This is a genomic window from Arsenicibacter rosenii, assembly GCF_001870735.1.
GTDB classification, from domain to species: Bacteria; Bacteroidota; Bacteroidia; order Cytophagales; family Spirosomataceae; genus Arsenicibacter; species Arsenicibacter rosenii.
Genome location: NZ_MORL01000011.1, coordinates 1 through 22629, shown reverse-complemented (window position 1 = coordinate 22629; position 22629 = coordinate 1). Strand labels below are relative to the sequence as shown.

14 protein-coding genes are annotated in these 22629 nt (G+C 52.2%); 3 read left to right on the top strand and 11 right to left on the bottom strand.

Annotated features, from left to right (window positions below):
* Positions 1-7: 7 nt before the first annotated feature.
* Both map and BLX24_RS18775 read right to left on the bottom strand, forming a co-directional pair.
* Positions 8-772, bottom strand: a complete 765-nt coding sequence (gene map, locus BLX24_RS18780) for a type I methionyl aminopeptidase (RefSeq protein ID WP_071504734.1) — start codon at positions 770-772, stop codon at positions 8-10.
* Positions 773-923: 151 nt separating this feature from the next.
* Positions 924-1868 (bottom strand): esterase-like activity of phytase family protein, encoded by a 945-nt coding sequence (locus BLX24_RS18775; RefSeq protein ID WP_177225871.1) that lies wholly within the window; start codon positions 1866-1868, stop codon positions 924-926.
* Positions 1869-2084: 216 nt separating this feature from the next.
* On the opposite strand from BLX24_RS18775, the gene BLX24_RS18770 reads away from it, so the two are divergent.
* The gene (locus BLX24_RS18770) at positions 2085-3326 is read left to right on the top strand and encodes a TlpA family protein disulfide reductase (protein WP_177225870.1); all 1242 of its coding nucleotides are present in this window, start codon (positions 2085-2087) and stop codon (positions 3324-3326) included.
* A 93-nt stretch (positions 3327-3419) separates the two neighbouring features.
* Here BLX24_RS18770 and BLX24_RS18765 read toward each other — a convergent pair whose 3' ends face one another.
* The 6 genes from BLX24_RS18765 to BLX24_RS18740 form a co-directional block, all read right to left on the bottom strand.
* Complete coding sequence (locus BLX24_RS18765) at positions 3420-3800, bottom strand: iron chaperone (RefSeq protein WP_071504839.1); 381 nt, start codon at positions 3798-3800, stop codon at positions 3420-3422.
* Positions 3801-4042: 242 nt separating this feature from the next.
* Positions 4043-5386, bottom strand: a complete 1344-nt coding sequence (locus BLX24_RS18760) for a Gfo/Idh/MocA family protein (RefSeq protein ID WP_071504731.1) — start codon at positions 5384-5386, stop codon at positions 4043-4045.
* A gap of 202 nt (positions 5387-5588) precedes the next feature.
* The gene (locus BLX24_RS18755; protein WP_071504730.1) at positions 5589-6449 is read right to left on the bottom strand and encodes a sugar phosphate isomerase/epimerase family protein; all 861 of its coding nucleotides are present in this window, start codon (positions 6447-6449) and stop codon (positions 5589-5591) included.
* Between the two features lie 121 nt (positions 6450-6570).
* Positions 6571-9678, bottom strand: a complete 3108-nt coding sequence (locus BLX24_RS18750) for an efflux RND transporter permease subunit (RefSeq protein WP_071504729.1) — start codon at positions 9676-9678, stop codon at positions 6571-6573.
* Between the two features lie 98 nt (positions 9679-9776).
* A complete protein-coding gene (locus BLX24_RS18745; RefSeq protein WP_071504728.1) occupies positions 9777-10868 on the bottom strand; it encodes an efflux RND transporter periplasmic adaptor subunit in 1092 nt (363 codons plus the stop codon).
* Positions 10869-11033: 165 nt separating this feature from the next.
* On the bottom strand, positions 11034-12533 hold the full coding sequence (locus tag BLX24_RS18740) for a TlpA family protein disulfide reductase (RefSeq protein ID WP_071504727.1): 1500 nt from the start codon (positions 12531-12533) through the stop codon (positions 11034-11036).
* A gap of 389 nt (positions 12534-12922) precedes the next feature.
* Here BLX24_RS18740 and BLX24_RS18735 point away from each other — a divergent pair, with 389 nt between their 5' ends.
* Entirely contained in the window at positions 12923-13357 is a 435-nt protein-coding gene (locus BLX24_RS18735) for a hypothetical protein (RefSeq protein WP_071504726.1), read from the top strand.
* Positions 13358-13405: 48 nt separating this feature from the next.
* On the top strand, positions 13406-14836 hold the full coding sequence (locus BLX24_RS18730) for a tetratricopeptide repeat protein (RefSeq protein WP_071504725.1): 1431 nt from the start codon (positions 13406-13408) through the stop codon (positions 14834-14836).
* Positions 14837-14918: 82 nt separating this feature from the next.
* On the opposite strand, the gene BLX24_RS18725 is transcribed toward BLX24_RS18730, so the two are convergent.
* From BLX24_RS18725 to BLX24_RS18715, 3 genes are all read right to left on the bottom strand, one after another.
* Complete coding sequence (locus tag BLX24_RS18725; RefSeq protein ID WP_071504724.1) at positions 14919-17333, bottom strand: ABC transporter permease; 2415 nt, start codon at positions 17331-17333, stop codon at positions 14919-14921.
* 41 nt (positions 17334-17374) lie between these two features.
* Positions 17375-19801, bottom strand: coding sequence for an ABC transporter permease (locus BLX24_RS18720; protein WP_071504723.1), 2427 nt, complete (start codon positions 19799-19801; stop codon positions 17375-17377).
* 160 nt (positions 19802-19961) lie between these two features.
* The coding region (locus tag BLX24_RS18715) for an ABC transporter permease (RefSeq protein ID WP_310590792.1) at positions 19962-22629 on the bottom strand (2668 nt) is incomplete at its 5' end.

The following is a 22629-nucleotide window of genomic DNA, read 5'->3' as shown; positions in this document are numbered from 1 at the left end:
GGATCGCTTAGTTCCAGATGCCGTTCATTTCAGTCAGTATAATCGGAGCCCCGTCGGTGATGACGATGGTGTGCTCGTGCTGCGCGACAAAGCCGCCCCGGTCACCGGTTAGTGTCCAGCCGTCGGCTTCGGTGTTGGCTATGGTCGATGCGGTAGAAATAAACGTCTCTACGGCAACGACCGAGTTTTTCCGGAATCGTTCGCGGTTATACGGATCGTAGTAGTTGGCAATTTCGTGGGGTGTTTCGTGTAGCCCGCGCCCGATGCCGTGGCCGGTCAGGTTGCGGATCACGCGGTAGCCCGACCGTTTCGCTTCCTTCTCGATCAGCCGGCCGATGTCGGCAATGCGTACCCCGCCTCTGATCTGGCTGATGGCCCGTTGCAGAATCCGTTTCGACGTATCAACTAACTTCTGATGCTTGTGTACGTCGGCACCAAGCACAAATGAACCGCCGTTGTCTGACCAGAAACCGTTCAGCTCGGCCGAGACATCAATGTTAATCAGATCGCCTTCCTGTAACATTTTGTTGGCCGACGGAATACCGTGGGCGACTTCGTTGTTGACGCTGATGCAGGTCCAGCCGGGAAAGCCGTAGGTCAGGCGGGGGGCAGAGCGGGCGCCGAGATCCTGCAGTATTTGCCCGCCAAAGTCATCGAGTTCTTTGGTGCTCATGCCGGGGCTTGCGTGTTCCCGCATGGCTTTCAGGGTGGTGGCAACTACCTCGCTGATGATTTGCATCCCGATGAGTTCCGATTCCAGAGAGATTGACATAATGTTACGTAAGGCTGTGAACCGGCAAGTTTAGCATTTGCCGGAACGTTTGCAAGCCTGTTTTCGGTGTATGGCGGGTTTTCCGGGGTGTTTTACTGAGCGAGGTAGTTACTTGTAACGTTGACCTGATGACGATCCGGCGGATCCGGTACTACCGGTCGACGGTCAGTACAATCAGCTGGGTTGTCTGCCGGGCGCTGAAATTATCGTCGCTGATGACATACAGGGTCCGCTGCCCGTTTTCGTCCGGGCCCCAGGTCATGCCTTCCAGATTGTCGGGCCGGAGGTAATCGTTAAAATCAAAGAGCAGGCTTTTCGACAACGATTTAGTAGCGTCGCTGATGGTGGCCAGGAAAAGTTTGACACTCGTTCCGTTGCCCTTCCCGTCATAGCAGCGTTCCAGCACAAGCAGGGTATTCGTGTCGTAGTGCAGAATTTCAGAAATGCCATTGCCCAGGCTCCCGGTAAACGGACTCTCGTTGGGCAGGCAGGCGCAGGCGTCGAACGGGTAGGTGTAGCGCTCTTTCCGGGAAAAGTTATAGCGGTTGGTCTGGGTATCAAACGGCACTTTAAACAAATAGGTGGCTGTCGCTTTCCGGCAATCCGTTTCGCCGCCCGACTCCAGCGAAAACCATAGATTATTGCGCTGGTCGAACGTCAGGCCCTCTATGCCCCGGTTGTCGCTCGTACGTTTTTCGTCCGGCGATTCAGTATAGAGCGTTTCTGGTTTTCCCTGTTCGCCGATCACACCAATCAGGCTTTCCTGATCCCGTTCGGCTGCGAAAAAATATTGTTTGAGGGTGGGGTTATACCGGTACGATTCTACGTTTTCCACCCCGCTAATGCCCGAAACCGACGAAAATACCGCCGAAGCCAGTTTGCCGGCGTCGGTGGCCGTAAACAGATAGCTGGTCTGGTCGGTAACGGAATCTTTCTTTGGCTTCACGGCCCGGTCGTTGACTAGTATCCATGGGCCGCCCGGTACGTACTCAATGGCAGAGATGCCGCCAAAGTGGAGCCGGTCTGCTTCCGGAACCAGCCTGGCTGCTTCGAGAATACAGTACTGCTTTAACCGTACATTAAGGCGTTGCGCCAATAAGGCCGCTGGGAGCAAAAGAAAAACGCAAAATATAAGGAATCGTTTTATGGTATTTTCTGAATCCATTGGTGATAGAAATGAGCCCGTTTATGTACTTAAGAACCGTTCATGTAAGAATAGGTGATGAATATGTGATATCCTTGTAATATATCATATTTTGATTCGTCTGTATATTGGTGTCATCACTACTAAAATACAGAGAATAAAATGACGATGAAAAAAATGATCAGTTTGCTGTCAGCATGTCTGGTGCATGTAACGCTTTTTGCACAGCCCAAAACAGGAGATTCTGCTCCGGAAATTCACCTTGAAGGAATCTATAATAAGCCGGACGGAACAATACCAACGTTGCAGGCCCTGAAAGGCAAGGTCGTGATTCTGGATTTCTGGGCAACATGGTGTGGACCCTGCATTGCCTCTTTTCCCAAAAATAATAAGATCTACAATGAGAATAAAGACAAGGGGGTAGTGCTTTTGGCGATATCAGACGACAGTAAAACAAAGCTGGAAAACTTTCTGGGTAAAGTGAAATTCGATTTCTGGTTTGGCATGGACAGTGATAAAAGCGACTTGAAATCGTATGGGATTGAGTTTTGGCCTACGGTTTTTATCATTGACCGGAACGGCAACGTTGCTTACAGAGGAAATGAGTTAAGCCAGCAAATCCTGGATAAGGTACTGGCAAATCAGGGTACGGCTCTCGGTGAGCAACCGGAGAAGGGACAGGGAAAAACAGCCGTTACTGTCCGGTACGGTTCGTTTAACGGGGGCATTGATCCGCTTGTAACAGGATTTCAGGCGGGGCAGGGAAAAACAAGCCGCATGGTTTTTGACAAGAAAAACAATGTAACGTTTTCCCCTTATCAGTTTACGATCCGGCAGTCATTAGTAAGCAGTTTGTTTGGATGGGGTACTGATGAGCGCGATGGATTTGTAGGATTTACCGTTGTCGGTGCGACACTAAGCGAAGCCTTCTTTGCTTTGAAAGAATTAAAAAGTACGGCATGGATAAAAAATAACACCAGTGATACAACCCGTTATGATGTAATTTACCGAAAGCGGAGTGCAGGCTATCCTAAAATGATTGCTGATATACAGCAGGGTCTGGCCGAAAACCTGCTGGTTCGACTGGACTCAACAACGGCTGTGCAGGAGGTGAAGGTATTAATGGCCAAAACGGGTAATGAGAAAATAAAACCAATGAAAGAAATCAAGGGTTCCGGTCTTGACCAGCTATATGTTTCGGTCAAGAATCTGATTTACTTTCTCGAAACTACAACCGGTTCTATTTACGAAGCTGATGAAAGTCTAAAAGACATGTATATACATAAAGGCTTAACAACTATTTACGAAATGTCGGGCAATGAGCTTACTGACTGGTTGAAAACAGTGGATATACAAGTAAAACCTGTCCGGAAAAGTTTAACTACCTACCAGGTTAACAGTATTAACTAAGCTCCTGTTTTGTATACCGCTTAGGTGATTGTGTTAGCAGATATGGCCGTCCTGAAAGCCTTTCGCTTTTGGGGCTTCTTTCTTAAGCGCGTTTTACTTTGTGCCTTTCTTTAACGCGGCCTTTTCCTCGTTCTCCCGAACCCTGAACCGGACAATCTCCTGAATCAGGGACAGGGGCATGGGTTGGTTTAGCGGAAACTGCACCGAGCCTTTCGCGCGCTGGTACCCGGATAAAGCTTCTTCAAAGGCTTTGATACCACCCGCGCCCGGATAAAAGCCAATGTGGTTTTTAAAGGCGGCAAAATGAACCAGGTTGCCGTGCAGGTCGAATGTCGGAATGCCGTAGCTGATTTTTTCAGTAGCCGTCGGGGCCATCTCCCGTATGGCGGCCCGAACCTGATTCAACAGTTGCCGGGTGGCTTCCGGGTAGCCTTCAATATAGCTGTTAATATCAACTGGTTTGTTTGCGTTCATTTGCATAGGGCTTTGACTGACAGAATTCTCTTACGGCAAAGATAGGGGAATGCAAACGTAACAGGGAGGTAAATTGCGCCAAAGACAAGGGGTATTTGCGGCTGTTTCGCAAAGCGAAAAACATAACTCCCCGAAAGTTTTGAACTTTCGGGGAGTTATGTTTTTCGCTCCGTCGGAGTTTAATCTGACGTTATGTGATTCCGGATTTTAACTCCGGAATAGCCGTTAATCCGGAATGGGGTTTAGCCTTTAAATTCCCAGCCTTTTTCGTATTCGCGGCTCCAGAACTTCATGGCCTCCTTGTCGCGGATGTGGCCGGTTTTGGTATCCACCGCAAACGATTTGTTGGTCCGGTACGAAATGTTGGCCAGGTGGCACAGGTGCGTACTCTTCGCGCCTTCGTCGATCGGCGAGTTTTGTTTTTCCTTGCCGCGGATGGCTTCAAAGAAGTTCACCACGTGGCGGGTTGTCATATCGCCGCCGCCGCCTAGGGCTGTACCGGCTTCGTTACCGCTCGCTTTGCTTTCCTTGATCATTTTACCTTCACGGTTGTAGAGGCGATAGCCGTCACGGTCAACATATACGCTGCCGTTTGAACCGTAGATGACCGTACCACGGTCACTGCCATACGTCTTGTAGCCGTTGCGGCTCTGACCGTCCCACTTGATGATTTTGTTGCCCGGGAACCGGAAGCTGGCATCCATGGTGTCGTATACCATCCAGCCGTCGTTTTTGAAGTGACGCTTGTCGGCTTCAACCGAGACATACTCCGGATATTCGACCTGCAGGGCCCAGCGGGCAACGTCGAGCTCGTGCGTGGCGTTGTTGCCGCTTTCAGCCGTACCGTATGTCCAGCCATACCAGTGCCAGTTGTAATCCCAGGTATCGTGGGTGTATGCCGTGCGGGGAGCAGGGCCCTGGAACAGATCCCAGTCGAGGCCGTCCGGAACGGGGGCTTTTTTGGCAATCGGTACCTCGCCGCGCTGGGCTGCATAAAACGCAATGGCTTTGTAGGCTGTCCCGATGGCGCCGTTATGAATCTGGTTGACGATGTCGATGGTTTCGGCCGCCGAACGCTGCTGGTTACCCATCTGAATCACCTTGCCGTATTTTTTCTGGCATTCCATCAGTATTTCACCTTCGCGCGGGTTGTGGCTGCAAGGCTTTTCCACGTATACGTGCTTACCCGCCTGTACCGACATCCAGGTGCCGGGCGCGTGCCAGTGGTCAGGCGTGGCAATGAAGATGGCATCTACGTTTTTGTCGGCCAGTACAACGCGGATATCGTTTTCGAGCTTCGGCTTGTAGTCGATATGCTTCGAAAAACGTTGCATGCCCGACTCCCGCTGCTTCTTCATGACGTCGCAGAGGTAAACCAGTTCCACATTGCTGCTTTTCAGCTTAACCGGCTCGTAATAAGCACCCAGACGGCGACCCAAACCGGCAATGGCCAGGTTCAGGCGCTCGTTGGCCCCGATGATTTTGTTGTAGCTTTTTGCTGACATGCCGTTGGCCAGGCCACCGACAGTCAGACCGGCAGCGCCAAGGGCGGCCTTTTTTATAAATTCTCTTCTGGAGTTTTCCATGTGTTATATGTAGCTTAACCCCACCCCTGGCCCCTCCCCTCAATTGAGGGGAGGGGAACGAAAACTCCCCGAAGCACTGCGTAATAATTCCGTTTTCACGCCCCTCAATTGAGGGGAGGGGAACGAAAACGCGTAAACACGTCAGGGACGATCCCCTCTCCTGTTTTCAGGGGAGGGGGCAGGGGGTGGGGTAGGTTGTATGTTAGCTTTTGCGTTTTTTGGTTGAATCACAAACCCCTTTGAAATAACCGACCGATTCGGCGATGCCGGCCAGCGGGTCTTTCATGTCTTTTTCGTATTCGAGGCTGCAACTGCCGCTGTATTTGATTTTGCGCAGCATGTCAACAAATGCCGGTACGTCGATAATACCCCGGCCGAGTTCGCAGGTTTTGCCTTCTTTCGAGGCCGCCGATACGTTTTTGAGGTGAATATCGAAAATACGGTCGGCGTACTTTTTCAGATCGGCAATCGGATCGTCGCCGAAACGGGCATCGTGGCCCATGTCAAAGCACATCCCCATGCGCGGGTCGAGATTTTTTACGGCATCAATCACCGACGAGGCATTGGGCCACAGCTTAATGTCCGGGCCGTGAATATGAATGGCATAGCGCATGTCATATTCCTTTACTTTCTTTTCGACATACGGCAACAGGTCTTCGTTCGGAACGCCCACGATCAGTTTGACACCAACCCGCTTCGCGTAGGCAAACCCGTTATCGATTTCCTGAGTTGTTTTCATGTAAATCGGCCCGACCGCATAGCCTGTTACGTTGGAAGCCTTCAACTGCGCATGAAAGGCCGCAATCTGCTCGTCGGTACTGTTGAAGGGCAGGTGAAAGTCTTTGATACACAAATAACGCACGTCCACTTTGCGCATCATTTCAAGGGCCTGATCAAGTTTGAAGTGGACAAACGTGTAACCTGCCATGCCGAGTTTGAAAAGGTCTTCGGCCGGCGCGGCAGCGGTTGTTTCCGGCGCAACGGCTGTGGCCATTACGGGACTTGCTCCGGCAAGTGCCATCAGTCCGCCCGTGTGTTTCAGAAACGATCTGCGTGTTGTCATATAGTAAATCGTGAGTTGGTTGTATTACATTCCCCTATGGTAAGGCAGATAGGCCGTGTTTTCTACTTATTAAAAATGGCCTGCTTCTCTGGTGTACTGGTGAGAAACAGGCCATTCTGGTTTAAACGGTGGCAACCGGTTTGTCTTCGTCGATGAATAACTGCCGGGTTTCGGCGCTGTGGCCCCGGTTTTTTCGCGACAGGAACGTATACATTGCCGGAATCACAAATAGTGTCAGCACGAGTGAGAACAAGAGCCCGCCGATAATAACCGTTCCCATCGACATCCGGCTCTGACCGGCCGAACCCAGGGCCAGGGCAATCGGCAGGGCTCCGAGTACCGTGGCCAGACTGGTCATCAGGATGGGCCGCAGCCGGAGCGTGGCCGCTTCCAGCGCGGCTTCTTTGACCGACATGCCTTCTTCGCGCAGCTGGTTGGCAAATTCAACGATCAGGATCCCGTTTTTGGTAACCAGCCCGATCAGCATGATAATCCCGATCTGACTGAAAATATTGAAGGTCTGGTTGAAATACCACAGCGAGAAAACCGCGCCGCCGATGGCCAGCGGCACCGTCAGCATGATAATAAACGGGTCAATAAAGCTCTCAAACTGGGCGGCGAGGATAAAATAAACCAGCGCCAGCGCCAGCATAAACGAAAAGAGGGTATTCGACTGGCTTTCGGCATAGTCGCGCGAGGCACCGCTGAGGGCCGTCCGGATACTTTGATCGGCCAGTTTGTCGCGGACCTGATCCATGGCCTTGATGCCGTCGCCGATGGTTTTGCCGGGCGCGAGAGCGGCCTGTACCGTGGCACTCATATACCGGTTGAAGTGGAATAACTGCGGCGGGCTGCTTTGTTCATCCATTTTCACGATGTTATCCAGTTGAATAACGTCGCCGCTGGCCGTCTTTACGTACATTTTCGACACATCGAGCGGTTCATTACGGTTGGCGCGGTCGAACTGGCCAATTACCTGATATTGCCGGCCCGTCATCGTAAAATAACCAAAGCGCTGACCCGCCAGAGCCAACTGTACCGTCTGAGCCACGTCGGCCACGGAGACCCCGATTGACTTGGCCTTCTCGCGGTCAATCAGAATATTCACTTCCGGTTTGTTGAATTTCAGGTTGGCATCGACCGAGGTAAAGGTCGGGTCTTCCTGGGCCAGTTCCAGAAATTTCGGCAGATATTCGCGTAGTTTCTCAAAATCAGGCGCCTGCACCACATACTGTACCGGCAGGCCGCCCCGCGTATCCACCGAAATGGTCTGCTGCTGCACCACCACCGATTTGGCATCGGGCAGTTTTTTGAGCAGTTTGGTTGTTTTGTCGGCAATGGCCTGCTGGGTCATTTTACGGCTCATGCGGTCGGTCAGGAATACCCGCCCGCTGCCCGAATTAGGGCTGCCCGAGCCGGTCCGGCCGGGGGCTGTCACCAGCATAATGCCCTGTTTCTCGGGCATGGAGTCCTGGAGCATAACCTGTACCCGCTGCATGTAATCGTCCATGTATTCGAACGAGGTGCCTTCGGGGGCGGTCATGTTGAGCCGGAACCAGTTGCGGTCGTCGAGCGGGGCCAGCTCCGACTGAAGGTCGCGGCCGAAGAACCAGATCATGCCGATGGTGAGGGCAATGACCGGCAACGCTACCCAGCGGGCTTTGAAGAAACCGGCCAGCTGATCGTGATAGGCGTTGGTCATGGCCTCAAAATAAGGCTCGGTTTTTTCGTAGAACCAGCCTTTTTTGTGGGTCTTGCGGTTGAGGTAGGCATTCAGCATCGGCGTCAGCGTCAGCGACACGAAGGCCGAAATCAGGACCGCCACCGAAATAACCACCCCGAATTCGCGGAAGAGCTTACCGACAAAACCTTCCATGAAAATCACCGGCAGGAACACCGCCGCCAGCGTAATTGACGTCGACAAAACGGCAAAAATGATTTCATTCGAGCCTTTAATCGCGGCTTCGACAGGGTTCATGCCTTGCTCAATCTTCTTGAAAATATTCTCGGTAACCACAATTCCGTCATCGACCACCAGACCGGTTGCCATCACAATGGCCAGCAGGGTAAGCACGTTGATGGAGTAGCCCATGAGGTACATGACGAAGAACGTACCGATCAGCGAAACCGGAATATCGATCAGCGGCCGGAACGCTACCAGCCAGTCGCGGAAGAACAGGTAAATGATCAGGACCACGAGCGCAATGGCGATAAACAGCGTTTCGGCTACTTCCTCCACCGACCGCTTGACGAAAATTGTCGTGTCGAACATCACATCCAGCTTGTAGTCTTTGGGCAGATCCTTCCGGATTTCGGCCACCCGCTTCGTTACCTCTTCCGAGATGTCGAGGTGGTTAGAACCGGGCTGCGGCACAATTCCCAGACCGATCATCGGTACCCCGTTCAGGCGCAGCACACTCTCCTCATTTTCAGGGCCAAGCTCGGCCTGCCCGATGTCGCCAAGGTGAATGACGTTGTCGCCCAGTGTCTTCACAATCATGTTGTTAAAGTCGTCTTCGGTCTTAAACCGGCCGATGGTTTTGACCGTCAGTTCGGTGGAGTTACCAACAACCTTACCGCTGGGCAGTTCTACATTTTCCTTATCCAGAGCCGCTTTAACGTCCTGCGCCGTAATGTTAAAGGCTGCCATCTTATCGGGGTCCATCCAGATCCGCATGGCGTATTTTTTCTGTCCCATGATCGAGACCTCGCTGACACCGTTGATGGTTTGCAGGCGCTGGGCAATCACATTTTCGGCGTATTCGTTCACTTCCAGGTGCGACCGTGTATCGCTCTGAAGGGTCAGGATCATGATCTGATCGGAGTTGGCATCGGCCTTGCTCACAATCGGTGGCCCGTCGATGTCCTGCGGCAGGGTGCGGGCCGACGCCGATACTTTGTCGCGGACGTCGTTGGCGGCGCGTTCCATGTCCACGTCAATGCCAAACTCAACGGTGATTTCGCTGCGTCCCTGGCTGCTCGACGAGTTAATGGATTTAATGCCCTCAATGCTGTTCAACTGCTTTTCAAGGGGTTCGGTAATCTGCGATTCGATGATGTCGGCATTGGCCCCGGCATAGTTAGTCCGGATCGAAATTACGGGCGGGTCAATGGACGGGAATTCGCGGACGCCCAGGTACCGGAAGCCCAGAAACCCGAAAAACATGATGAGGGTATTCATCACGAGGGCCAGCACCGGGCGTTTTATCGATAGCGTTGAAATGCTCATAACTGGTTGATTAAATGAGTAATGGATAATGTAAAATGTACAATGGATTGATGCCTGCTATCAGATATTATCCATTACTCATTATTCATTTTACATTATTACTGAATCTTCGGCTTGACGCTGGTGCCGTTTTTGAGAGCCATGATGCTGCTGGTAATGACCGAGTCGCCGGGCGTCAGGCCGTCGGTAACCTGTACCTGCTGATCGTTCCGGATACCGGTTTTGATAAAGGTCTCCTGCGCTTTACCATTGCGGACCACGTATACTTTTTTGCCTTTCAGCACGGGTACAATGGCCTGGCTCGGAATCTGGATGGAGTTGTTATCGCCCTGCAACGGCAGATCAACCCGGACGAACATGCCCGGTACCAGATGGCCCGATGGGTTTGCGGCATAGGCCCTGATTTTCAGTGTCCGGAGTGCTTCGTCAATCAGCGGGCTGACGGCAGCTACGCGGGCATACATCGGGGCATTGACGCCTTCGGTGGTGAAGCGCACCATACTCCCTACACGCACCTGGCCGGCGTATTTTTCGGGGACGGCGAAATCGACTTTGACGGGGTTTGTCTGTACCAGGGTAGTGATAAGGGTTCCCGGCGAGAGATAAGCGCCCTGACTGATGGCCCGCAGGCCGAGCTTACCGCTGAACGGGGCCCGGATTTCGGTTTTGGCGAGCTGTGTGAGGAGGAGGTCCTTGTCGGCGCGGGCGGTGTTGACGTTGCTTTCGGCGATATCATATTCCTCGCGGCTGATCCCGTCGATGGCCAGGAGGCGTTTCTGGCGGGCTTCCAGGTCGCGGGCCCGTTTCTCGACATAGCCCAGTTTAACCAGTTGTGCTTTGAGCTCGTCGTCGTTGATTTTAGCAATCAATTCGCCTTTGTTGACGTAGGTGCCTTCTTTCCCGTTGAGTTGCATAAGCCGGCCGGAGACTTCGGCTTTCAGTTCGACGACTTCGTTGGGGAGTACAGTGCCGGAAACGGCGAGGGTATTGTCGAACTTTTCGGTTTTGGCCAGGTAAATGCTGACGGGAATTGTAGGGGATTTTTCGGCGCTTTTACCTTTGTCGCCCCCTTTGCCGGAGCCGCCGCCACCCGTGCCGTCCTTCGGTTTGCCTTCGGGTTTGGGGAAAAAGAAAATTTTGCCAAGTACTAACGCGCCAATTAAAAGAAACAGAATAACAAACGTACGCATGAGAAAATACGGTAACCGGACAATTGTGAAGAAGTGTAAAGTTACCGCTAAATAAACATTTTATCCATCAGGATAGCGTAGATTATTTGGTGTCGTGTTCAGACTCAGACCTTCTAGGAAGTTCAAAACGTCCCGGTAGATCTGAGTCTGAACACACATCTACCGCTACTTCATCGCCTGCTCCAGTTCCTGCAATAATGCCTGATCTGACGGAGCTGAAGCACCGAATTTAATCAGTTTGCCTTGCTTATCGAAAAGGGCATAAGTCGGGAACTGCCCGACTTCCATTTTGTCTTTTTTCAACTGTTCCATGAAGGAATGGTCGGCCAGAAAATGGGTTCCGGTAATCTTAAGCTTATCAATGGCCGATTTCCAGCGCTTCACGTGGGTTTCATCGATCCCGTTTTCGTAGGCGATGTACAGGAAATCAACCGGTTTACCTTTCATTTTTTCTTTGAGCATGGCCGCATGCGGCATTTCCTGTCGGCATGGCCCGCACCAGCTTCCCCAGAAATCAACGTAAACGACTTTGCCTTTATGGGCTTTCAAGAGGTCGGCCATTGTTTTAACGGGTGTATGCGTATCCGTAAACCGTGTCTCCGACGCTGCCGGTGATTTCTTTTCAAAGGCAAAAAACGGAGCCAGGTCCTTCTCAATCAACTGTTGATGTTTGCCTTGCGGGTTACGCTTCAGATAAAGATCATAGGCAGGGCGCAGGTACAGAAAATCATCTTTAAACGAGTGGATTAACAGCGCCATGGCTTTTTCCCGTGTAGCACCGGTCAGAAAATAATCGGCCTCGTGAATTTTAGAGAAAAGCTGACCAAACAGGCTATACTTTTCCTGAATTTCCTGGTCAGTTGTTGTATTATAAATTTCGCGCGTTAGTTTTTGGTAACAATTGGTATCAGCACCGCAACGGATATTTTGTGATAATTGCATGTGGATTGTACTAAAAAAGTACATATCGCTGTCGATAAACCGGTCGTCTGAGATTACTTCATCGCCAAATACATTTTTCACGCTTTCACTGACATCATAAACCGAAGCTCCCTGAATGCCAAAGATGCCTTTATTCGTGATATCGATTACAGGTTTGTAGCGGATTTCGCCTTCCAGAATATGGTAAAAAGCCCAGTTAAAGCGGTCCTGCTGCCGGCTGTCGCGACATCGGTCAAGCTGTTGCTTTTTTTCGCGGTTCAGCTGCGCTGCCAGTTCATGAAGCCCTGACAAAGACGAAGGCCGTTTGACCATCGGGTCCGGCATCATGTTATAGCTGGTATACCCCAACTGCTGCAACAGGGTGTTTTCCCGGGCGAGGGGTTCGGCAAACTGAGCTGGCTGGGCCGGGGCTTTTCCGTCAATCGTTATAGCCATACTTTTTCCGGGCTCGGCGTATAGTTTGAGCCACTGACCACGAAATTGAAGATAGACCAGCCGGGGGCGGTCAACGGCCAATACGGCGCTGAACTGACCGGGCGCGGTTTGAGTCAATGTTGTATGACTTTCCGGTAATATATACCAGAAAACCGGCACGCTGAGAACAGGCTGATCGTTTTCTTTGGGCGACTGGATAGTAACTGTCAGACGGGCAGGTGTCTGAGCGTAAAGGATTGAAAATGATACGCAAAGTAGCAGTATCAGGGTGGAATAGAACGATTTCATACGTATGGAAGTTAGTGGTGCTTAAAAGTAGGTAAAAAAAGAACACTCCCTTTTGTTTGTTACCGGGATGTTTCAGCAGCAAGCCGTTGCTTTGTTGCCTTTCAGGGGCAACGGATTGGAAGCCTATATAGCGATTTCTTAAATTAAAAGTATTTTACTTGTATATAAGAGTAACAAAAGGGTCTTTGCCATTCTGAAAAAATCAAAAAAAAAGACGGCCGGAGGTATTTATTTAACAAGTTAATAGTGAGGAATATCGGGCTGATTTTGTACGCCTCAGTGAGGTAGAAAATGCAAAATAAGGATACATACCTATTTGTTAAAAATCCGGTTTTAGGCTGAATGCGTAGGTTAATACGTGATCTGATCAATCCGTAACAACCCATTCAATGAGAATTCTTTTTTCTGTGATTACCGGGGGAACTGTCATTCTTGCACCGGTAATTGCCTTTGCTCAACAATCTGCAAATACAAAGCCAGCCAAACGCAGTATGGCTTATGAGCTGCCACTAAATGATACCCTGAGACTGGCGACGAACTATGAAGCCGTATCTCCGCCACTTAAAGACGGAGCAAGTACTGCCACCGTACAAACACCGGCAGCCGGCTTTCCTCCACCAGCCCTGATGCCTGTCTCAACCCAATCGGTTCCTGCCGGCGTCACCCCGGCTATGCGTTCGGATAGTAAGGCGACGGGTGCCGATGCCGGTCCGCGCATGATGGTGCGTCCTGCGGTTCGGCAGACCACAGCACCTGCTGTCGTCGCTGATTCGGCCGGGAGTGATCTGGAGCGCCTGCTGAACCGGAAAAAACGAATCCGTTAGTAACATCAATTCAATTCCTAAAGCAAGTAAATCAACTATTTCAGTACCATGAAGCAAGCGTTTTACCTATGCCTGCTGATGCTTTGTGCATCAGCCAATTCTGTTTTTGCCCAGGAGGCCCGTTCCGTCAATCAGGCCATTCATTTTATTAAGCTGGCCAATACGCTGCGGGCCGTCCGCAAGTCCGATGAGTCGATTAGCCTGCTCAAACGGGCTTTACCGGCCGTAGCGTCGAAAAACCCTTATTGGGAGGCCGTTACTAACGAAATGCTGGGTCTCTGCTACAACGAGACGGAGGACTATGCGGCGGCTATCCGGCATCTTGAACTGGCGCGGGCGCAGTTTGCCAAACTAAAGTATGTGGCCAGTGCCTGGGGGGTTAATGAGGTACTGCGGGATATTTCCGGTAAAAATATGTATGCCGGTATCCAGATTGGTGCCTCAGACGTGAAATTAGCCATCTTTAAAACCCAGTACGAGAGCGATTTCTACGAAAAAGACATCCGGTCGGTTATTAATGTGCCTGACCTTGATCTGACAGCCAACGCGAATGCCGGCTTGCAGAAAGGACAGATTGCCCTGCAAACCTGCCTGGATAGTATCCGTCAGTACAAAATACCCAACGAACGGGTATTTATTGTCTTCAGCAGCGAAGTGACGGGGTCGAAAAAACTGAGTCAGGAGGCAAAAAAGCGCTTGTATGAGCAGTTGGCGGCTGTGTTGCCGGAAGGCAGTCAGCTACAGATCGACAGTACGCTGACGCCGGCCCGCGAAGCCGAATTGTTTACAATCGGTGCGATTCCACGCAAAGTGTGGCCCACTACATCGGCCCTGAACATCGGCGCCAATTCTGTGACAATCGGGTATTTTGATAAGGCGGTTTCACCGTCATCAACGCCTTTTCACTACAACACCGCACCAGTGGGCGTGAATACGCTGGTAAGCCAGGTTGATGCGCGGGCTACCACCCATCCGGAGGCATTCGGGCGCGAGGTGCAGCAGGTGGTAAACAGCCTGAACGAGTCAGCACTGGTGCCGGTGCTGCCGGGACTCGCTCAGCGCCGGACTGTTGGCGTTGGCGGGGCCATTGTGGCCGCTCTGGTTGCCTATCTGTATCCGGAAAAGGCATTCACCACAGCGGTACCGGTGTCTATGGCCGACGTTACTACATTCAAAAACCTGGCGTTGACGCAATATGAATCGCTGATACAGCCCGGTTTGGCCGGTATTGAGGATTATGCCACGCGTGATAAAGCCAGTCAGGACATCAGACTGATGCAAAACAGACTGACCCGCAAGCAACTCATTGCCGGAGCTACCCTGCTGGAAGCTACTTTCAGGGCCTGTAACAAGACGGGGAACAAGCGTTTTGTTTTTATCCGTGACGCCGACATTGGCTGGGTAACCGGAAAATTCCTCGAAACCATCAATTTCGAATACGAATCGACCATCGCCAAAGGATCACTGTATACGCGGTAGGTTTAAAGAGCGAAAGGGTGAAAGAGTGAAAGAGCGATAGGGCGTTCCGCTCTTTCACTCTCTCGCTCTTTCACTCTTTATTTTATTCCGATCGTAACGACTTGACGGGGTTCATCAGGGCGGCTCTGACCGACTGAACGCTGACCGTCAGGACGGTAATGCCGATAGCGCCTGCACCGGCGAGGACGAAAATCCACCACGATAGGTCGGTGCGGTATTTATACTGCTGCAACCAGCTGTCGAGCAGATACCAGGCAATCGGGGTGGCTATGCCAAACGCAATGGTGACGAGTATCAGAAAGTCTTTTGATAGCAGTCCCCAAAGATTCAGGACGCTGGCCCCCAGTACTTTCCGGATCCCGATTTCCTTGGTCCGTTGTTCGGCCATGAACGAGGCGAGCCCGAACAGGCCCAGACACGAGATTAAAATAGCCAGCAGTGTAAAAACGGCAGCTAGTTTGCCAACCTGCTGCTCGGTAGCGAATTTGGCCGCAAAGTCCTGATCGACAAACGAATACTGGAAAAGTGCGGAAGGCACTGTTTTTCTGACAACCGCTTCGATTTTCGGCAATGCTTCCTGCGCGCTGGCGTGCGGACTCAGGCGGACAATGAGCCGTTGCGCGTCGTCGTGACCGGCATCCAGGTAATACATTCCCCGTTTGACCGGCTCGTAAGGCGACTGCATGAGCATGTCTTTGATCACGCCAATGATCCGGAGTTTCTTTTGCCCGTCGTCTATGGTGACAAACTCACCCACCGGATTTTTCAGGTTGAGGTATTTCGCTGCCGTTTCGTTCAGAATCACGGCGGCGGTGTCGGTCCCGAACGTACGCGAGAAGTCGCGGCCCGCCAGAAATTTCCAGCCAGCCAGCGATCCGAAATCGTGTGATACTTTGGTGACCGAAAAGTCGGACTCCGTTTTCGGGTCTTTACCGGTCCAGGTAAAGCCCCCTGTGTTGTTCCAGACATTGGTCAGCGGGCTCGACGAAAACGCCGTACCGGTCACCACACCAGTTGCCAGCAGTTCGCGTTGAATAGCTTCTTCCCGTCCGTGAAAGTTCGGGTCATTCATGATCACAGACAACAAGCCTTTGCGGTCATACCCCACCGGCCGGTTCTGTGCATGCTGAATCTGCCGGTACACTACAAAGACGCCGATGATCAGCACCACCGATACGGTAAACTGCAGCACAACGAGCACCTTACGAGGTATAGCGGCGGCCTTACCTACCCGAAATGACCCCTTGAGTGTTTTGACCGGCTGGAACGAGGAGAGGTAGAACGCCGGATAAAGGCCTGAAAGCAAAGCGGTCAGTACCATGAACGCCAGACAAGCCATCCAGACATACAGGTTATCTGCCGGAAACAGCATGTCCTTCCCGGCCAGGTCGTTGAAAAACGGCAGGAAGCCATAAACCAGCAGGAGCGTAAGCCCGAAGGCGAGGCAGACAACCAGAAATGATTCGCTCAGAAACTGCTGAACCAGTTGTTTTTTGAGCGAGCCGATGGCTTTGCGGATACCGACTTCTTTGGCCCGTTTTTCGGAGCGGGCGGTGCTCAGGTTCATGAAGTTAATACACGCCAGCAGCAGCACAAACCCGCCGACGATGCCAAACAGCCAGACAAACCGGATACGGCCCGGGGCGGGGCGGCCGTCTTTAAAGTCGGAGTACAGGTGCCATTGCTGCATAGGATACAGGTAAAGCACCATTTTGTAGTCATCGGCTTCATGAGCCAGGTCCTGCGGCAGGTTTTTGGCGTAAAAACCGGTCAGACCAGCATTGGCTGCCTCCAGGGAGGTATTGTCTGCCAGCTGGACATAGACCGAAAAGGAACTGTTGCTCCAGCTGTTGACAACGTCCTGTATCCAGCCGTTCGACGACACCCAGAGCGCCCACGGGGCAAAGAATTTGACATCGCCGAAATCGGCGTTTTGGGGCAGATCTTCATACACGCCGGTCACGGTCACATCCATGCGGTTGTCGATTTTAAGCGTTTTGCCAACCGGGTTTACGCTGCCAAATACCGATTCGGCCATGGATTTAGACAGGATAATTGAATGCGGATCGTTCAGGGCGGTTTTGTCGCCTTTGAGCATCGCCAGCGAAAGCATGTCAATCACGCCGCCTTCAATAAACTTACCCCGCCCCATAAGCTTTTTGTCGCTGGCAGTGATGGTATAGTCGCCAATCCAGTTACCCAGCAGTATGTGTTTGAAATAAGACCGGTAGCGCATTTTCAGGGCTGTTCCCAGCGGAATCTGGCAGGCCTGACTGCCCCGCGTGATACCGGTCGACGGTTCGGTGCCGTAGTGGCGTACCTCCGCAATGCGGGTATAGTTCGGATACTGCTTGTTGTAGGACAGCTCATCGTATACCCAAAGGCCGATGAGAATGGCCACGGCCATACCGATGGCAAGCCCCCCAATGTTGATAACCGAATACCCTTTTTGTTTGGTCAGCGTCCGGAACGCGATTTTCAGATAATTCAGGAACATGATGAAGCTGGTTTACGGTGGAGACGCAATATTTTGCGTCTCTACTCGGCACGTAACGATTTAACCGGATTGCTATAGGCCGCTTTAAGCGACTGATACAGCACCGTCAGCAACGCAATGCCGATGGCAACGGCACCCGCCCAGAAAAAGACCCACCCGTCGATGGTAATGTGATAGGCAAAGTCCTGCAACCACTGGTTCATGCCCCACCAGGCCAGTGGCGATGCCAGCACAAGGGCAATTACGACCAGCTTAATGAAATCACGCGAGAGCAGTACAACGATGCTGGTGGCTGATGCCCCCAGTACTTTGCGGACGCCGATTTCTTTCGTCCGTTGTTCGGCCGTGTAGGCGGCCAGCCCGAACAGACCGAGGCAGGCAATCAGAATGGCCATGGCCGAAGCCGCCGTAAAAATCCGGCCCTGCTGCTGTTCACTCTGGTATTGCTTCTGGTAGTGTTCGTCCACAAAGAAAAACTCAAACGGATTGCCCGGAAACAGTTGCTTGTATTGCTGTTCGAGGGTAGCGAGCTGCCGGGTCATATCCTGCGTGGCTAACCGGATGGTGTAATTAGTGGACGGATACGACGGAAAAATAATAAGCGGTTCAATGGCTTGTTGTAACGACTGATGGTGATAGTCTTTCACGATACCAACAACCTCATACTCTTCCCCGAACTTGATTTTCTGTCCGACTGCGTCCTGCGCAGTGCTGAACCCCAGTTTTTTTGCGGCTTTTTCATTCAGAATCACCCGGTGGGCCTGCATGCCCTTGTCGCACATGTCCGGTGTAAAATTCTGACCCGCAGCCAGGGCAATGCCGTATGTCTTCAGAAACCGGTCGTCGATGTAGGTAAAGGCGTAATTCTTTTTGTCATCACCCGGCGAGGCATTCAGGCGCGTAACTCCGTCGGAATTAAAATTGTACCAGCCCCCCGGTACGCTGCCCGAGTTACAATAGTCACTGACAAAGGGCAGTTGGGCAATCTGATGCCGGAACGCAGCTTTGCCCACATTCTTTGCCGAATCAGAACCCACTTCAGGGCCTTTGATGACCAGCAGCTGCTCAAGGTTCATGCCCAGGGTCTGATTCTGCATAAACGATAGCTGACGATACAGAACAACCGTGGCAATAATCAGCAGAATGGAAATCGAAAACTGAAAAACGACCAGCAACTGACGGGTCCGGATACCTTGCCCTGACCGTACAAAGGCGTTTTTGACAATACTGACTACCGGAAAACCTGAAAGCACGAAAGCGGCATAACTTCCGGACAACAACGCTCCGATGAGGAGGGCTCCAACACCCGCCAGCCACATCGGGCTTTGGCCGATGGTTGTCAGGCTGAGCGACCGGCCAACCAGATCATTGAACGGCTGTTGCAGGCCGCTGATCAGTACAAGGGCCAGCGACAGGCCAAGCACGTTCAGTAACAGCGACTCGCCCAGAAACTGACCAATGATCTGGCCGCGGTTGGCACCGACCACCTTCCGCACACCGACTTCTTTGGCCCGTTTCAGCGAACCCGCAGTCGAGAGGTTAATGTAGTTTAGCCACGCAATAACCAGAATCAGAAAAGCGATGGCACCGAGGGTATAAACAAAGCTGAGCTTGCCGGCGGTCGGGCGCTGGTCACTGAGGCTTTCGCCCAAATGCAGGTATGGCAGCGGCTGAAGCAGCATGGTTTCCTGCTCGTCGGGGCGGTGTTGTTTGAGCAAACCGGCTGATTTTTGCTCCAGAGCGGCAGCATTGGCCTGCGGGTTCAGCAATACCAGCGTTTGCGAAAAGGCCCCGAACCAATTGTCAAGGCGTGCCCAGTCGTTGTTGCTGCTTTTGGCCGCATTGTCCAGCGAGCTGAGTGCATACACGATGTCAAACCGGATGTCCGAATTCTCCGGTACATCAGCAAAAACAGCCACAACGGTATACGGTGTTTTGCCAAACTGACTGTTGAGGGTAATTACCTTACCGAGCGGGTTTTGCGAGCCAAAATAGGTCCGCGCCTTTGTGGCCGACAGGGCAACGGTATTAGGTTGATGCAGGGATGACGACCCCGCTATTACAGGAAACGAAAACATGTGGAAAAAATCACCGTCGGCCGAGATCGCATTGTCTTCGCGGAAGGAGCGGAGGCTGGCGCTTTTCATCGTATCCGGAACCGTAACAATGCCTTTCTGGACATAGGCCAGGCGGCAGGTTGCCTCTACTTCCGGAAACTGCTGTTTGAGGGCGCCGGCAAGGGCCGAGGGGACAAAATCGTCGGTAGGGCCGTTTTTATGCTGCAGCAATACACGGTAAATCTGATCGCCCTTCGCATGGAACCGGTTGACGTTCTTCTCAAAACTGACGTATTCCAGAATCAGCACAAAGGCGGTGATTCCGAGCGCCAGTCCGGCAATGTTAATCCCCGAGAACGTTTTGTTTTTCCAGAGGTTGCGCAAGGCGATTTTGATGTAGTTCTGAAGCATGGCCGTAGCAGTTGATTTAGTTAGTATAATCTTGTCAAAAGCTATACCATAATTTTAATATATTGTTTATCAGTGTTCTGTAGATTTATGGCGGCTGTCTTCTGTCCGCAAACGGACGATGGGCGGACAGGAATGTGTAGAGCCGCAAGATGTTGCGGCTTTACTCGGATCGTAACGATTTTACGGGATTGACCAGGGCGGCCCTGATCGCCTGCGAACTGACCGTAATCACTACAATAACGGTCGCGGCCAGCAGGGTAAGCAGGAAAATGCCCGGGCCGATCGTGATCCGGTAGGCGTAATCGGCCAGCCATTGATTCAGGACGTACCAGCCGATGGGGGCACCGATCAGAAAGGCTACCAGCATCAGTTTAAGAAACCCGCCTGACAACAATTGAATGATGCTGCTGACCGACGCACCGAGTACTTTGCGGATACCGATCTCCTTGGTACGCTGGCGGGCTGTATAGGCGGCCAGACCAAATAAACCCAGACAGGTAATGAAAATAGTTAGTCCCGAAAAAAGGCCGGTCAATACGCCGATCCGCTGTTCACTGGCAAACTTAGCCTTGTAGGATTCGTCGGCAAAAGCATATTCGAAGGGATAACCTGGCTCGTATTTTTTGAAAATGGCTTCGGCTGTTTCCAGATTCCGGGCAACAGAGTGGGTGGGGTTCAGCCGGATACTGACCCAGGTCAGCTCCACCGATTTGTTCGGGCCGGAAACAATAACAGGGTTGATGGCCTCGTATGGCGAAGAAAAAATAAAGTCCTTCACAACCCCGACAACATGCCAGTCCTGACTCAGAAAACGAACGGTTGTGCCCAGCGGCTGCTCTAACCGCATTGCTTTTACGGCGGTTTCGTTCAGCATGACCGCGTTCGAATCGGCAGGATACCGGTAAATGTCAATTTCACGGCCCGCTACCAGTTTTGTTCCGGTGGTTTGCAGAAAATGGGCGTCGGTGCCAAAGCGGTCAAACTCAATATCTTTGTCGGCCTTGGTGCTGCCCCGCCACGAGAGCCCCCACTGCCGCGTGTTGATGTCGGTCATCGGGCCCATCGACTGGCTGACCGAAACAGCCGCCCCGCTTTTGAGCAGTTCCTGCCGGAGAGCGGTACTGTGTGAGGACAGGGCACCGTTGAGGTAGCTAAACAACAGGTTATGCTGATTGTAACCGCTTTCCCGTTCGCGTGCGTAGGTGATCTGCTGTTTAATGACCAGCGTGCCGATAATCAGGATAATCGCGAACGTAAACTGCATCACAACCAGTCCTTTGCGGGGCGAAAAGGCTGCCTGAGCCGGCCGGAACGAGCCCTTCATGATCCGGATGGGCTGGAAACCGGCCAGGTATAGCGCGGGGTAGCTACCTGCCAGCAGGCCGGTAAATAAGACAAAGGCTATGGCCGCCAGCCAGAAACCGGCCGAGTCAAAGGCGAACGAAACCTGTTTGCCGGTAATGTCATTAAACAAGGGGACAGAAAGCATTAAAAAACCCAGCGCCAGTATTCCTGCCAGCATGGCCAGTATAACTGACTCGCAGAGAAACTGAAAAATAAGGGACGATTTACGGGCACCGGCAACTTTGCGAACGCCGATTTCTTTCGCCCTTTTTTCACTTCCGGCGGTACTCAGGTTAACAAAATTGACAGCTGCCACGAGCAGAATCAGTGCGGCAATGACAGCAAACAGCCGGACCGTAACGATTTGTCCGTCAACCAGCTGCCCGTTTTCCTGCCTGGCATACAGATGCCATTTGCTGGCCGGGTGCAGAAAAATCTCCCGGTGTGATACATCGTCCAGAACACCCTTCAGCTGTCGGGCCGTTACGCTTTTGATTTTTGCATTGACCGCATCGGCAGAGGCCTTTGGTTTCAGTAAGACAAACGAGTAGTCATTGTTTGAGCTCCATTCGTCAGATCCCCAGCCCTTTGCGATAAAATAAGCATAGGGCAGCAGATAGTCGACCTCGCTGAAACGGGAATTGTCGGGAAGGTCTTTCAACACGCCCGTAACGAGAAAGCTGTCTTCATGATTGAGCTGAACGGATTGGCCGGTAACCTCAGTGCGGCCGAAAAGCCGGATGGCCATCGATTCGGTAAGTACGATCCCCGTTGGCTCACGCAGCGCCGACTGAACCGTACCGGCCATGAGCGGGAAATCGAACAGGTTCAGAAAAGCCGGATCGGCGAAGGCACCGCTGGCATTGAGATGCCGGCCGTCTGCTGTCAGCAAAAAAGACGTTGGCCGGAACCGGGCGCTTGCTTCAATATCAGGGTAATGGGCCGTCAGATAAGGAGCCAGCGGGCGCGGTGTGGTTTCCCATGCCTTTGTTTCTCCGCTGAACGTATCCCGGTTATAGACCTGAAAAAGACGGTCTGTTTTTGTATAAAACCGGTCGTAGGTTTGCTCGCTCTGAATCCATAGATAGATAAGGGCCGAGGCAGCCATGCCAACTGCCAGACCGGCAATATTGATGAAAGCAAAACCTTTGGCACGGAGCAGGTTACGCAAGGCAATTTTCCAGTAGTTCAGTAGCATGATTGTCATTGTCGGGTTTGAATAGAGTTCTGTCTCATCACGTTGTAGAAGGCCGGGCCGCATCAGTGAAACCACATCGCGGACATACCGCCACTGTGCCTGCCGCAGGCCAGCCTCGCGGACGCGCTGCTGAAACAGTTCGTCGAGGTCGCCCTCCAGCTCCTCGGCGCGGTGGGGCGGGCAAAGCCAGTGCAGCAGGCGCGTAGCCAGGCGGGGTGGTTTGTTGGGCATAGTGCAGAGTGCATAGAACAGAGCGCATGGAGCCGGATTTACCCTGAGCTCCACG

What these genes read in the sequence shown, in the direction of transcription:
- map (WP_071504734.1), bottom strand. Translation starts at nt 772, where the DNA reads ATGTCAATCTCTCTGGAATCGGAACTCATCGGGATGCAAATCATCAGC.
- BLX24_RS18770 (WP_177225870.1), top strand. Translation starts at nt 2,085, where the DNA reads ATGAAAAAAATGATCAGTTTGCTGTCAGCATGTCTGGTGCATGTAACG.
- BLX24_RS18765 (WP_071504839.1), bottom strand. Translation starts at nt 3,800, where the DNA reads ATGAACGCAAACAAACCAGTTGATATTAACAGCTATATTGAAGGCTAC.
- BLX24_RS18760 (WP_071504731.1), bottom strand. Translation starts at nt 5,386, where the DNA reads ATGGAAAACTCCAGAAGAGAATTTATAAAAAAGGCCGCCCTTGGCGCT.
- BLX24_RS18755 (WP_071504730.1), bottom strand. Translation starts at nt 6,449, where the DNA reads ATGACAACACGCAGATCGTTTCTGAAACACACGGGCGGACTGATGGCA.
- BLX24_RS18750 (WP_071504729.1), bottom strand. Translation starts at nt 9,678, where the DNA reads ATGAGCATTTCAACGCTATCGATAAAACGCCCGGTGCTGGCCCTCGTG.
- BLX24_RS18745 (WP_071504728.1), bottom strand. Translation starts at nt 10,868, where the DNA reads ATGCGTACGTTTGTTATTCTGTTTCTTTTAATTGGCGCGTTAGTACTT.
- BLX24_RS18740 (WP_071504727.1), bottom strand. Translation starts at nt 12,533, where the DNA reads ATGAAATCGTTCTATTCCACCCTGATACTGCTACTTTGCGTATCATTT.
- BLX24_RS18735 (WP_071504726.1), top strand. Translation starts at nt 12,923, where the DNA reads ATGAGAATTCTTTTTTCTGTGATTACCGGGGGAACTGTCATTCTTGCA.
- BLX24_RS18730 (WP_071504725.1), top strand. Translation starts at nt 13,406, where the DNA reads ATGAAGCAAGCGTTTTACCTATGCCTGCTGATGCTTTGTGCATCAGCC.
- BLX24_RS18725 (WP_071504724.1), bottom strand. Translation starts at nt 17,333, where the DNA reads ATGTTCCTGAATTATCTGAAAATCGCGTTCCGGACGCTGACCAAACAA.
- BLX24_RS18720 (WP_071504723.1), bottom strand. Translation starts at nt 19,801, where the DNA reads ATGCTTCAGAACTACATCAAAATCGCCTTGCGCAACCTCTGGAAAAAC.